Here is a 13,861-nt window from a genome sequence, read left to right on the forward strand (position 1 = left end):
GATGATGGAACAATAAATACAACGTATGAAAAAACGTATTCCCAGCCTCCTGGCTACGATGATTGCCAGCGCCTTGTATAGTCAACAAGGCCTCGCTGCCGATCTCGCAACGCAATGTATGCTTGGCGTGCCAAGCTTTGATCGTCCGCTCGTGGAAGGGCGGCCTGGCGATCTGCCGGTGACGATTAACGCCGATCATGCGAAGGGCAACTACCCGGATAATGCCGTCTTCACCGGCAACGTCGATATTAACCAGGGGAACAGCCGCCTGCGTGCCGACGAAGTGCAGCTGCATCAGCAGCAGGCCGCGGGCCAGGCGCAACCGGTGCGAACGGTGGATGCGCTGGGCAACGTCCATTACGACGATAACCAGGTGATCCTCAAAGGGCCTAAAGCCTGGTCAAACCTGAACACCAAAGATACCAACGTCTGGCAGGGCGATTATCAAATGGTCGGACGCCAGGGACGCGGCACGGCGGACCTGATGAAACAGCGCGGCGAAAACCGCTATACCATTCTGGAAAACGGCAGCTTTACCTCCTGTCTGCCGGGCTCCGACACCTGGAGCGTCGTGGGCAGCGAAGTCATCCACGACCGTGAAGAGCAGGTTGCCGAGATCTGGAACGCCCGCTTTAAGCTGGGCTCAGTACCGATTTTCTACAGCCCTTACCTGCAGTTGCCGGTGGGCGACAAACGTCGTTCCGGTTTCCTGATCCCGAACGCCAAATACAGTACCAAAAACGGTGTGGAATTCTCCCTGCCGTACTACTGGAACATTGCGCCGAACTTCGATGCCACTATCACCCCGCACTATATGAACAAACGCGGCGGCGTGATGTGGGAAAACGAATTCCGCTACCTGACCCAGCTCGGCAGCGGCTTAACTGAATTCGACTACCTGCCGTCGGATAAAGTCTACGAAGACGATCATTCGAGCGACAGCAACAGCCGCCGCTGGCTGTTCTACTGGAACCACTCCGGGGTTATCGATCAGGTATGGCGTCTGAACGCTGACTACACCAAGGTCAGCGATCCTGACTACTTCAACGATTTCAGCTCGAAATATGGTTCCAGTACCGACGGCTATGCGACGCAGAAATTCAGCGCCGGTTACGTCAATCAGAACTTTGACGCGACGGTATCGACCAAGCAGTTCCAGGTCTTTGACCGGGAATCGAGCAACTCCTACTCGGCTGAGCCGCAGCTCGACATCAACTACTACCAGAACGATGTCGGCCCGTTCGATACCCATCTGTACGGTCAGGTCGCCCATTTTGTTAACTCGAATAACAACATGCCGGAAGCGACCCGCGTTCACCTCGAACCGACGATCAACCTGCCGCTGTCCAACGCCTGGGGCAGTCTGAATACTGAAGCCAAGCTGCTGGCGACCCACTACCAGCAGAGCAACCTCGATAAGTACAACGCCGCCAACGGCACTGACTACAAAGAGTCTGTCAGCCGCGTAATGCCGCAGTTTAAAATCGACGGTAAAATGGTCTTTGAACGCGACCTGCAGGAGGGATTCACCCAAACGCTGGAACCGCGCATGCAGTATCTGTACGTGCCGTACCGCGATCAGAGTGAAATCGGTAGCTACGACTCCACGCTATTGCAGTCGGACTACACCGGCCTGTTCCGCGACCGTACCTATAGCGGTCTGGACCGCATCGCGTCAGCCAACCAGGTCACTACCGGCATCACCTCTCGCGTGTATGATGCCGCCGCCGTGGAACGTTTTAATATTTCCGTTGGTCAAATCTACTATTTCACCGAGTCACGCACCGGTGATGACAACATCAACTGGGAGAACAACGACACCACGGGTTCACTGGTATGGGCCGGCGATACCTACTGGCGCATCGCCGATGACTGGGGTTTACGCGGAGGGATCCAGTACGACACCCGTCTGGATAACGTCGCCACCGGTAACGGCACCATTGAATACCGTCGCGATGAAAACCGCTTAGTCCAGCTTAACTATCGTTACGCCAGCCCGGAATATATTCAGGCTACACTGCCTTCATATTCCACGGCGGCACAATATAAACAGGGTATTTCGCAGGTGGGGATGACCGCCAGTTGGCCGATCGTCGATCGCTGGTCCGTGGTCGGGGCATACTACTTCGATACCAATACCCGGAAAGCAGCAAACCAGATGTTGGGTGTTCAGTATAACTCCTGCTGCTACGCCATCCGTCTTGGCTACGAACGTAAAGTCAACGGCTGGGATAGCAACAACAACGGCGGCGAGAGCAAATACGACAACACCTTCGGAATCAATATTGAATTGCGCGGTCTGAGCTCTAACTACGGCCTCGGCACCCAGCAGATGCTGCGTTCGAACATTTTACCGTACCAGAGCTCCCTGTGATGCGGCTGGTTTACAACATCGTCCGCATTTGCGGTTAATTGAAATGGAAAAAGTATGAAGAACTGGAAAACGCTGCTTCTCGGTATCGCCATGATCGCGAATACCAGTTTCGCTGCCCCTCAGGTGGTCGATAAAGTAGCGGCCGTCGTCAATAATGGCGTCGTGCTGGAAAGCGACGTCGATGGTTTGATGCAATCAGTTAAGCTCAATGCGGGTCAGGCTGGCCAACAGCTGCCGGATGACGCGACACTGCGCCATCAAATCCTCGAAAGACTGATCATGGACCAGATCGTATTGCAGTTGGGGCAGAAGATGGGCGTGAAGGTCTCTGACGACCAGCTCGATCAGGCCATCGCCAACATCGCCAAACAAAACAATATGACCATGGATCAGATGCGCAGCCGTCTGGCCTATGAAGGCATCAACTACAACACCTACCGTAGCCAGATCCGCAAAGAGATGCTGATTTCGGAAGTGCGTAACAATGAAGTGCGTCGCCGTATCACCGTGCTGCCGCAGGAAGTCGAAGCGCTGGCAAAACAGATTGGCGACCAGAACGATGCCAGCACCGAGCTTAACCTGAGCCACATCCTGATCCCGCTGGCGGAAAACCCGACCGCGGATGAAGTTGCCGCAGCTCAGGAGCAAGCAAATGCCATCGTTGAACAAGCGCGCAACGGCGCTAACTTCGGTAAACTGGCCATCACCTACTCCGCTGACCAACAGGCGCTGAAGGGAGGCCAGATGGGCTGGGGTCGTATCCAGGAGCTGCCTGGTATTTTCGCCCAGGCGTTAAGCACCGCCAAAAAAGGGGATATCGTCGGCCCGATCCGCTCTGGCGTCGGCTTCCACATTCTGAAAGTCAACGACCTGCGCGGCGGGACTCAGAACATCTCCGTCACCGAAGTGCATGCCCGTCATATTCTGCTTAAGCCGTCGCCGATCATGAATGATGCCCAGGCCCAGGCCAAACTGGAACAAATCGCGGCTGACATTAAGAGCGGGAAAACCACCTTCGCCAAAGCGGCGAAAGCGTTCTCTGAAGATCCGGGTTCAGCAAACCAGGGCGGTGATTTAGGTTGGGCGACGCCGGACATCTTCGATCCGGCATTCCGCGATGCGCTGATGCGTTTGAACAAAGGGCAGACCAGCGGACCGGTGCACTCCTCCTTCGGCTGGCATCTGATCGAACTGCTGGATAGCCGTCAGGTCGACAGAACCGACGCCGCGCAGAAAGATCGTGCATACCGCATGCTGATGAACCGCAAATTCTCTGAAGAAGCGGCAACCTGGATGCAGGAACAGCGCGCCAGTGCGTATGTTAAAATTCTGAGCAACTAATATCGATGCCTGAAATCCGTAAAGTTGTCATCACTCCCGGCGAACCCGCCGGGATTGGCCCTGACCTGGTCGTGCAGCTTGCCCAGCGCGACTGGCCAGTTGAGCTGGTGATCTGCGCCGACGGCGCCCTGTTAACTGACCGAGCCCAGCGGCTCGGTCTTCCTTTATCTCTCCTCCCATACGATCCTGCGCAACCGCCCGTTCCGCAACGCGCTGGTACGCTGACGCTGCTTAACGTACCGCTGAACGTTCCGGCGGAACCCGGCGTGCTGAACGTGCAAAACGGCGCCTATGTCGTGGAAACGCTGGCGCGCGCTTGCGACGGCTGCCTTAGCGGCGAATTTGCGGCGTTAGTGACCGGCCCGGTGCACAAAGGCAACATCAACGACGCCGGCATCGCCTTCACCGGTCATACCGAGTTCTTCGAAGAGCGCGCGAAGGCCAGCAAAGTGGTAATGATGCTGGCGACCGAGGAGCTGCGGGTGGCGCTGGTGACGACCCATCTGCCGTTGAAAGCCATCAGCGAAGCAATAACGCCCGAGCTGCTGCGCGAGATCATCACCATTCTCGATCACGATCTGCGCACGAAATTTGGCATTGCCCAGCCGCATGTGCTGGTTTGCGGGCTTAACCCGCACGCTGGCGAAGGCGGCCATATGGGAACGGAAGAGATAGACACCATTATTCCGGTGCTGGAAGAGATGCGCGCGAAGGGGATGAACCTCAGCGGTCCGCTGCCGGCAGACACCCTCTTTCAGCCCAAATACCTTGACCATGCCGATGCGGTACTCGCGATGTACCACGATCAGGGCCTGCCCGTGCTAAAATACCAGGGCTTTGGCCGCGGCGTGAACATTACGCTCGGTTTACCTTTTATTCGTACCTCCGTCGACCACGGCACCGCACTGGAATTAGCGGGTCAGGGAAAAGCGGACGTCGGCAGTTTTATCACGGCGCTTAATCTCGCCATCAAAATGATTGTTAATACCCAATGAATAATCGAGTCCATCAGGGCCATTTAGCCCGTAAACGCTTCGGGCAGAACTTCCTCAACGATCAGTTTGTGATCGACAGCATCGTCTCGGCGATTAATCCGCAGAAAGGCCAGGCGATGGTTGAAATCGGCCCGGGTCTCGCCGCGCTGACCGAACCGGTCGGCGAACGTCTTGACCAGCTGACCGTTATCGAACTGGACCGCGATCTGGCGGCTCGCCTGCAGACGCACCCGTTCCTCGGACCGAAGCTGACCATCTATCAGCAGGATGCGATGACCATGAACTTCGGCGAACTGGCGGAGAAAATGGGCCAGCCGCTGCGCGTCTTCGGCAACCTGCCGTACAATATCTCGACGCCGCTAATGTTCCATCTGTTCAGCTATACTGATGCCATTGCCGATATGCACTTTATGCTGCAGAAGGAAGTGGTCAATCGTCTGGTTGCCGGGCCGAACAGTAAGGCGTATGGTCGGTTAAGCGTGATGGCGCAATATTATTGCCAGGTGATCCCGGTACTCGAAGTGCCGCCGAGCGCGTTTACCCCGCCGCCTAAGGTTGACTCCGCGGTGGTTCGCCTGGTGCCGCACCGCACCATGCCGTATCCGGTAAAAGAGGTCCGGGTACTGAGCCGCATCACCACCGAAGCCTTCAACCAGCGCCGTAAGACCATCCGCAATAGTCTCGGCAATCTGTTTAGCGTTGAAGTGTTGACCGAGCTGGGCGTCGACCCGGCAGTGCGTGCGGAAAATATTTCTGTAGAGCAGTACTGTAAGATGGCCAACTGGTTATCCAACAATCTGCCTTCGAAGGAGAGCTAACCATGATTAATTCGCCTCGTGTTTGCGTTCAGGTGCAAAGCGTCTATATCGAATCGCAGTCTTCTCCGGAAGAAGAGCGTTACGTCTTCGCTTATACCGTCACCATTCGCAATCTGGGGCGGAGTCAGGTTCAGCTGCTTGGCCGCTACTGGCTCATCACTAACGGCCACGGTCGTGAGACTGAAGTTCAGGGTGAAGGGGTGGTCGGCGAGCAACCACATATTCCCGCTGGCGGTGAATATCAATATACCAGCGGCGCGGTCATCGAAACGCCGCTGGGAACCATGCAGGGTCATTATGAGATGATCGATATCGACGGCGCGCCGTTCCGTATCGAGATCCCTGTGTTCCGTCTCGCAGTTCCAACGCTCATTCATTAAAACAATGTCAACATACCTTATTGGCGACGTTCACGGTTGCTACGATGAACTGATCGCATTATTAGCGCAGGTTGAATTCGACCCGAGCACCGATACGCTATGGCTGACCGGCGATCTGGTGGCCCGTGGCCCGGGGTCGCTGGAGGTCCTGCGCTATGTCAAATCTCTGGGCGACAGTGTGCGACTGGTGCTGGGCAACCATGATCTCCACCTGCTGGCCGTCTTCGCCGGTATCAGCCGTAACAAGCCGAAGGATCGTCTGAAATCCCTGCTGGAAGCCCCGGATGCCGACGAGCTGCTCAACTGGTTGCGTCGCCAGCCGCTGCTGCAGGTGGATGAAGAGAAAAAGCTGGTGATGGCCCACGCAGGCATCACGCCGCAGTGGGATCTGGAGACCGCCCAGCAGTGCGCGCGCGATGTAGAAGCGGTGCTCTCCAGCGACTCCTACCCTTTCTTCCTCGATGCCATGTATGGCGATATGCCGAATCACTGGAGCAACGAGCTGAGCGGTCTGGCGCGCCTGCGCTTTATCTCTAATGCTTTTACCCGCATGCGCTACTGCTTCCCCAACGGCCAGCTGGATATGTATTCGAAAGAGGCGCCCGAGGACGCCCCAGCGCCGCTGAAGCCGTGGTTTGCCATTCCTGGCCCGGTCAGCAATGCCTACAGCATTGCCTTTGGCCACTGGGCTTCACTGGAGGGACGCGGTACGCCGGAGGGGATTTACGCCCTGGATACGGGCTGCTGCTGGGGCGGGGAACTCACCTGCCTGCGCTGGGAAGATAAGCAGTACTTCACCCAGCCGTCGAACCGCCAGAAAAGCCTCGACGAAGGCGAAGCCGTCGCGTCCTGAGTCTTCCCGGATGGCGGCGCGTTGCGCCTTATCCGGGCTACATTGCCTTGCGATTTGTCGCCCCGGGCAAGAACGGCGGGCGCGGAGCCACTTTTGTGTCGGGTGGCGGCTCACGCCTTACCCGACCTACATTTCCTTGCGATTTGTCGCCCGGACAGCGCTCCCGAAAGACGAAGCCCGCGACGGGGAACATGACGAGATACTGATTGCGCCTTCGTCGCGGAATTCACGCAAAAGAAAACCCCGGTCACGCCAGGCGCGACCGGGGTTTTTTCATTGCTATCCTTCCCGCTTAACGGCGTTCGAGGATCTCAAAGCAGTAGCTGTGGGAGTTCTGCGCGTCAGCGTCATGAAACTCGCTGAACACCGACTCCCACTCGTCCGGGTCGTAATCCGGGAAATGGGTATCGCCTTCCACTTCCGCATCAATGTGCGTCAGATAGAGCTTATGCGCTTTCGGCAGGAACTGCTCATAAACGCGGCCGCCGCCAATCACCATAATCTCTTCCACATCGCCGCAGGCAGCAATCGCTTCCTCCACTGAGGAGACCCACTGCACGCGATCGTCGCTGCCGGGTTTGCTGCTGATCACGATATTTTTACGCCCCGGCAACGGGCGCCCAATGGATTCCCAGGTCAGACGCCCCATCACCACCGGCTTATTTAACGTGTTGCGTTTGAACCAGGCGAGATCGGCAGGCAGGTTCCATGGCATGGCGTTTTCCATACCAATGACGCGATCTACCGCTAACGCCGCAATCAGACTGATCATTCATTCATTCCCGAGTGCAAAAAATTGTCGCCACTATACGGAAAGCGTACTACTTCGTCGACTGGCCGGAAGGTAAAGAATAAGAAAATTTTCTGATTTGCTGGCAAGCCCACGTTCACACCGTGGGCCGCCAGAACCGGTTCTAAACGGAAAACAAAATGTTACTGACGAGCGTCAGGCTGAGGGCTTATTTTCCGGCTCATCGGCAATATCCCCGGTGTGCCTGCCCTCTTCCGTCCCCTGCCAGCCGTGACGCTGCACCAGCGACAGATGATGACGATCTTCGTTGATGATGCCGGTGAGCATATCGCTGGTCCGCTTGAAGACCGCCACCCGCGACGCCGCGTCGTTTTCCGCCATCGCCACCATCTCTTCGACCATCTGCAGGTTGAAGCGACGGAACAGATCGGCCCGCTCGCGGGCTTCATAGGCGCCGAGTCCCAGCGCCTCCAGCGTCATTCGGCCGGACTTCAGCGCCGCCTCGAAGGTTTCACGCTCCGGCGCCTCGACGCCAGCCTGGCGCAGCTTGATGTAATGATCGACATCGCGGGCGCGGGAGATGATCTGCAGATGCGGAAAATGCTCTTTTACCCTTTCCACCAGCTCAAGGCTGACGTGCGGATCGTCTATGGCATTGATCAGTACTTCCGCCTTTTCGGCGCCGGCCGATTCCAGCAGGTCGACCCGGGTGGCATCGCCGTAGAAAACCTTCATATCAAATTTGCGCAAGGTATCAACATGATCCGGGTCGTGATCGAGGATAACCATCTTCACCCCGCTGGAGAGCAACAGTCGCCCGGCAATCTGCCCGAAGCGGCCAAAGCCGGCAACAATCACCCGCGGCTGCTCTTCATCAATCTCGTCAGCATCCCGCGCCTGGCCGCTGGCCGATTTCTCCAGACGGGTCAGCAGGACCAGCAAGACCGGCGTTGCCGCCATCGACAGCGCCACCGCCAGGGTCAGCGCCTTAGCCCATTCGCCGTCCAGCACATCCGCCATCCGCGCGGCGCCAAAGACCACAAACGCGAACTCGCTTCCCTGCCCCAGCAGCACCGCAAACCAGCGGCGCTGGGCGCGTGGCACGCCCAGCGGCCTGGCGATAAGCCACAGCATCAGCATTTTTATCGCCAGGAAACCGACCAGCAAAATAACGATACGCAGCGGATGGGTCACGAGAGTGCCGAAGTCAATCGACATGCCGACGCCGATAAAGAACAGCCCCAGCAGCAGCCCTTTAAACGGCTCGATATCGCTCTCCAGCGCATGACGATACTCGGAGCTGGCCAGCAGCACCCCGGCGAGAAACGCCCCCATCGCCATCGACAGCCCGACTTCCTCCAGCAGCAATCCAAAGCCGAAGACCAGGAACAGCGCCACGGCGCTGAACACTTCGCGCAGGCCGGAACGGGCGACAAAGCGCAGCAGCGGACGGGTCAGATAGCGCCCCAGGGCCACCACCAGCGCCAGCGCCGCGGCCACCTTCAGCGCGGAGAGGGCAAACGCCACCAGCGAGGTGGCGCCGCCGCTGGCCGCCAGCAGGGGGATCATCGCCACCAATGGGATCGCCGCGATATCCTGGAACAGCAGCACCGCGAAGGCGCTCCGCCCCATCTGCGACACCGTCAGATTGCGCTCATTCATCGCCTGCATCGCAATGGCTGTGGAAGAGAGCGCCAGGGTCATGCCTATCAGCTCGGCCACCTGCCAGCGCAGGCCCAGCAGCATGCAGAACAGACCGATCAATACCCCGCAGGCCACCATCTGCAGCGCGCCGCCGCCGAACACCGAGGCACGTAGCTTCCACAGCCGCTGCGGATCCAGCTCCAGACCAATCACGAACAGCATCAGCACCACGCCGATCTCGGCAAAGTGCAGAATCGCCTCGGCGTCAGTCACCAGCCGCAGCCCCCACGGGCCGATAATACAGCCAGCGATCAGATAGCCCAGCACCGACCCCAGCCCCAGGCGGACGGCGATGGGCACAATCAGCGCCGCGGCGCCCAGGTAAATCAGCGCTTGTATCAGCGTATGGCTATCCATTCTGGTGTGCCTCCTGCCAGTCGATTAAGCGTTGACGATAATGGCGGGCCTGCGCCTGCAGCGTTTCGTCATCGCAGATAAAAGTGCAGTGCATGGCGAACGGCGGCAGCCATTTCATTCCGCAGTAAAGCGCGGTTGCCTGCAACGGCTGCGCCAGCACCGGAAAACCGGGGAATGAGCCGATGTCGAAGTGGCTTTCACCGCCGCCGGTGGTCACCGCCCACATCAGCGATTTACCGCGCAGGGCAATACCGTTGTGACCATAGGCCCAGCCGTGCGCCAACACTTTGTCCATCCACAGCTTGAGCAGCGGCGGTACGCTATACCATTGCATAGGGTGCTGCCAGATAACCAGATCGGCACGGACCAGCGCCGCCTGCTCGGCGGCGACATCGATATTAAAGTCGGGATAGAGTTGATAGAGGGAGCGTATCTCTACGCCTTCAAGCGTCCCTGCCTGTTCAAGCATTCGCTTATTCGCATGAGAATGCTGCGGATAAGGATGCGCATAAATTATCAGAATCATTGATTGGCCTGCGTTTGCTCTTGTCGTAATCAGCAAGAGTGTAGACAGTTAAGCCAACCGCTTACAATGATAACTGTGATTTATGTCGCAGTGGGTTACGCATTTCGGGGTTGATTCTTGATCGCCACATCAGAATCGCTGTCGACCAGATCGCATTGCTTCGGTAGCAGAAAGGTCATTGTGCCGGCGATAATCAACGAACCGGCCAGGGCGCAGACCGCCACATTCTGGCCGTAGAGATACATCATCACGCCCACCAGATAGGGGCCACAGAATCCGCCGAGATTGCCCAGACCATTGATCACCCCGCGTGCGCTGCCCGCCACCTCCGGCGAAGCGATACGCCCCGGCATCGACCAGAACGGACTGGTAGCCGATTTGAGAAAGAAGCCGCAGATCACCAGCGCGATATAGGCCGCCACCATGTGGTCGCGCAGCACCACCGACGCCACCAGCGCTGCCGCAAAACTGTAGAGCGAGAAGCGAACCCACAGACGACGCTTACCGCTGTGGTCGCTGAACAACGAAATCACATAGATCCCGGCCAGCGTGGCGACAAACGGCAGCACCGCCAGGAAGCCAACGCTGGCCATGTTGCCGCCGGTTAACCCCTTCAGAATGGTCGGCAGCCACAGCGTGTAGCCATAATCCCCGGTCTGGTAGAAAAAATTGAGGATCACCAGCTTCATCAGTCCGGCATTACCAAACACATCCTTCACCGGGGCCTTGCTGACTGGGGCTTCGGCCTGCTTCGCCGCACGCTCGGCGGCCAGGGTGGTCACCAGATAGTCACGCTCGCGGGCGGGCAACCAGTGGGCCTCTTGCGGACGGTCGCTGATCATAAACCACCACACGACCAGCACCACCAGCGACAACAGCCCTTCGATGATAAACAGCCAGCGCCAGTCAAGCGCCGCAATAATGGCGCCGGAGACCGGCGCGGTGAGCATGCCGCCGAGCGGGGCAAACATCATCACAAACGCGTTCGCGCGACCCAGCTCTTTTTCCGGAAACCAATTGCTGACCATGGTCAGCACTACCGGCAGCATTCCCCCTTCCGAAACCCCGAGAATAAATCGCAGCACCAGCAGTTGATATTGATGAGTCACAAACCCTGTCGCCACGGAAACGATAGCCCAGGCTACCAGCGACCAGGCAATAAATTTTTTACCGCTGCCGTTAACCGCAATTCGCCCACCGGGAATTTGCAAAAATAAATAACCAATAAAAAAGATACCACTGGCCACGCCGGCCATTTGGCTGGTAATGCCTAAATCGGCCTCCATGCCGCCTGGCAGGGCAAAGCTAATATTAACCCGGTCCATAAATGACATAATGCAGGCAATTAACACCGGCACAATGATACGCAGCCAACGGGTGCTGGGAATTTTCTCGTTCATATATTTGCACTCTCTATGCAGAGGTTATTGTTTTGATTGAGATCGCGCGGGTACAGAAATAAAAAGCTAATTAATCGATAGCGTTTGGCAGCGCTGCGCCGGCAAACCAGGCGGCGACGTTAGCAAAAACCACTTCGCTCATTTTCTGTCGTGTTTCCTGCGTGGCGCTGGCGACATGCGGCTGCAGCACCACGTTATCGAGGGCGATCAGCGCCGCCGGGACCTGGGGTTCCTGTTCGAAAACATCGAGCCCGGCCCCGGCGATAACGCCGTTTTGTAACGCGTGGATCAACGCCTTTTCATCCACCAGCGAACCGCGGGCAATATTGATAAGCCAGGCATGCGCCGGCATCACGTTAAACACCGAGGCGTCGATGATGCCGCGGTTCGCCTCGCCGCCGGATGCGGCAATCACCAGAAAATCGCTCTCATGCGCCAGGGTATGCAGGTCGGCACACCACTGATAATCGAGGCCCGCTATCTTTTTACGGTCGGTATACAGCACCTGCATATCAAAACCCCGCGCCCGGCGGGCGATCGCCTGGCCAATATTCCCCATGCCCAGCAGGCCGATACGCTTCCCGCTGACCTGAGTCGCCAACGGCATACCACCGCTCAGCCAGCGTCCCTCGCGGACAAAGCGATCACCCTGACAGAGCTGACGGGAACCGGCCAGCAGCAGCCCCATCGCCAGGTCAGCGACATCATTCGTCAACACCCCGGAGGTGATGGTGACGGCAATTTGCCGCGAGCGGGCATACGCCAGATCCACCGCATCGGTACCGACGCCGAAGATGGCAATCAGCCCAGCCTGAGGCAGCAACTCAAGGACGCTGTTTGCTACGCCGACGTCGCCGCGAGTGACCACGACGGCAATGTTCTCTCCTTGTTCACGCAGAAAGGCGATCGGATCGTCCTGCTCGTAGAGACGCAGCAGCGGGAAATGCTCCGCCAGCTGCCGCTGCAGGGTTTCAATTACGGGGGCCACTAAAAGGACGGCGCGGGGAATAACACTCTTCATCAGATCACCTGTTTGACGTTTGGTTACGACGGTAGCCACTATCAAACGGGTTTTTATCGGGGGATTTTGCGATCTGTATCACGCTGAATCGTGTTAAAAATGCGTGTTACCGGACGCGTGATCGTGAAGACAAAACGGCGACCAGACAGGCGATGGACCGCGCGCGCATTAACCTTTCGCTAACACACGACAGGCGCTGGCTGGTGGCCGTTAAATCGTTTCGCCCATCGACAGGCGGTAGTGGAGGTCCACTTTTTCAATGGTGGGCAGTCCTTTGATTTTCTTTATTAAAATCTCTGTCGCCACCTTACCCATCTCGAAGCGCGGCGTCAGGACGCTGGCCAGCCGGGGAGAGACGATCTGGCCAATCTCCAGGCCATGAAAGCCCGCGATAGCCAGCTCCTGGGGCACGCTGATACCGGATGCCAGGCACTCCTGTAACACGCCCACCGCCAGGTCGTCATTAGTGCACAGGATACCGTCCATATCGGCGTACATTTGCCGCGCCAGGGTCATCATGCCGGTGCCAATGGAAACCGACGAGACTTTATTCGGCGCAATGCGCCCCACCGCCAGCCCGGCACTCTCCATCGCCCGACAGTAGCCCAGATAACGCTGCTCGTCGCGGACGTCAGACATCGAGCCGAAGTAGATGATCCGTCGTTTACCGCTGGCCAGCAGCATGGTGGTCATATCGAAGCCGGCCTGGAAGTTATCGAATCCGACGTTAATGCGTCCTGGATTCTCCGCCAGCCCCATCACTTCGGCGATCGGGATCTTCGCGGCATTCAGATACTTGTCCGCCCGCAGGGAGTGCACCGACTCGGTCAGCAGCAGTCCTTTCACGTTAAACGCCAGCACGGCGGCAATCTGCTCCTCTTCACGCTGGCGATCGTAGTCGTAATTCACCACCAGCGTCTGGTAACCATGCCCGGCGGTAACAGATTCGATGCCGGCCAGCAGATCGGCAAAAATTTGATTATGAAAGGAGGGAATGAGTACGCCAATCCGCGGCACGGCGACGCTGGTCATCGCCGGATTATCCGGGTCGGGCTGATAGCCGATCTCCGCTATCACGCTGGCAATACGCTCCGCCGTCTCCGGTTTCACCTTTTCCGGGGTGCGCAAATAGCGGCTAACGGTCATCTTGGTTACGCCAGCCAGCTCGGCAATATCATGGAGAGTAATGCGTTGTGCTTTCATCTGTGTGTCCGCCAAATACCTGACTGCTTCAGGCCATTATGCCTGTCGGGGGGGCAAAAGAGAATGCCAGTCCGTAGCCGTTAACCCGTTGAGTCAGCGAGATTTACCGGCAGCGTCACGTTTAAAGTAACCCCTTTT

The 13,861-nt window shown here is 57.7% G+C and carries 12 protein-coding genes; 6 read left to right on the forward strand and 6 right to left on the reverse strand.

Going from position 1 to position 13,861, the window contains the following annotated elements; genetic code table 11:
* The first annotated feature begins 25 nt into the window (after positions 1 to 25).
* From lptD to apaH, 6 genes are read left to right on the forward strand one after another with little or no spacing between them, the layout of a single operon-like run.
* On the forward strand, positions 26 to 2,374 hold the full coding sequence (gene lptD, locus FHW76_RS19075; protein ID WP_008807471.1) for an LPS assembly protein LptD: 2,349 nt from the start codon (positions 26 to 28) through the stop codon (positions 2,372 to 2,374).
* A 54-nt stretch (positions 2,375 to 2,428) separates the two neighbouring features.
* Positions 2,429 to 3,715, forward strand: a complete 1,287-nt coding sequence (gene surA / locus FHW76_RS19080) for a peptidylprolyl isomerase SurA (RefSeq protein ID WP_008807472.1) — start codon at positions 2,429 to 2,431, stop codon at positions 3,713 to 3,715.
* A gap of 5 nt (positions 3,716 to 3,720) precedes the next feature.
* Entirely contained in the window at positions 3,721 to 4,710 is a 990-nt protein-coding gene (pdxA, locus tag FHW76_RS19085; RefSeq protein ID WP_012542876.1) for a 4-hydroxythreonine-4-phosphate dehydrogenase PdxA, read from the forward strand.
* Positions 4,707 to 5,528, forward strand: coding sequence for a 16S rRNA (adenine(1518)-N(6)/adenine(1519)-N(6))-dimethyltransferase RsmA (rsmA, locus tag FHW76_RS19090; protein ID WP_008807474.1), 822 nt, complete (start codon positions 4,707 to 4,709; stop codon positions 5,526 to 5,528). Before pdxA ends, rsmA begins: the two co-directional genes overlap by 4 nt.
* A 2-nt stretch (positions 5,529 to 5,530) precedes the next feature.
* Positions 5,531 to 5,908 (forward strand): Co2+/Mg2+ efflux protein ApaG, encoded by a 378-nt coding sequence (gene apaG / locus FHW76_RS19095; RefSeq protein WP_004204274.1) that lies wholly within the window; start codon positions 5,531 to 5,533, stop codon positions 5,906 to 5,908.
* 4 nt (positions 5,909 to 5,912) lie between these two features.
* Entirely contained in the window at positions 5,913 to 6,761 is an 849-nt protein-coding gene (gene apaH, locus FHW76_RS19100; protein WP_008807475.1) for a bis(5'-nucleosyl)-tetraphosphatase (symmetrical) ApaH, read from the forward strand.
* 292 nt (positions 6,762 to 7,053) lie between these two features.
* On the opposite strand, the gene folA is transcribed toward apaH, so the two are convergent.
* The 6 genes from folA to FHW76_RS19130 form a co-directional block, all read right to left on the reverse strand.
* Entirely contained in the window at positions 7,054 to 7,533 is a 480-nt protein-coding gene (folA, locus tag FHW76_RS19105) for a type 3 dihydrofolate reductase (protein WP_008807476.1), read from the reverse strand.
* Positions 7,534 to 7,707: 174 nt separating this feature from the next.
* Positions 7,708 to 9,573, reverse strand: a complete 1,866-nt coding sequence (kefC, locus tag FHW76_RS19110; protein ID WP_012542877.1) for a glutathione-regulated potassium-efflux system protein KefC — start codon at positions 9,571 to 9,573, stop codon at positions 7,708 to 7,710.
* Positions 9,566 to 10,099 (reverse strand): glutathione-regulated potassium-efflux system oxidoreductase KefF, encoded by a 534-nt coding sequence (gene kefF, locus FHW76_RS19115; RefSeq protein ID WP_047667413.1) that lies wholly within the window; start codon positions 10,097 to 10,099, stop codon positions 9,566 to 9,568. The genes kefC and kefF overlap by 8 nt, the downstream gene beginning before the upstream one ends.
* Before the next feature lie 95 nt (positions 10,100 to 10,194).
* Complete coding sequence (locus FHW76_RS19120; RefSeq protein ID WP_032756190.1) at positions 10,195 to 11,499, reverse strand: MFS transporter; 1,305 nt, start codon at positions 11,497 to 11,499, stop codon at positions 10,195 to 10,197.
* Between the two features lie 70 nt (positions 11,500 to 11,569).
* Positions 11,570 to 12,520, reverse strand: coding sequence for a 2-hydroxyacid dehydrogenase (locus FHW76_RS19125; RefSeq protein WP_022066144.1), 951 nt, complete (start codon positions 12,518 to 12,520; stop codon positions 11,570 to 11,572).
* 210 nt (positions 12,521 to 12,730) lie between these two features.
* Entirely contained in the window at positions 12,731 to 13,723 is a 993-nt protein-coding gene (locus FHW76_RS19130) for a LacI family DNA-binding transcriptional regulator (protein WP_012542881.1), read from the reverse strand.
* Positions 13,724 to 13,861 lie beyond the last annotated feature (138 nt).

Source organism: Klebsiella sp. RC2 (genome assembly GCF_014192815.1).
GTDB classification, from domain to species: domain Bacteria; phylum Pseudomonadota; class Gammaproteobacteria; order Enterobacterales; family Enterobacteriaceae; genus Klebsiella; species Klebsiella variicola.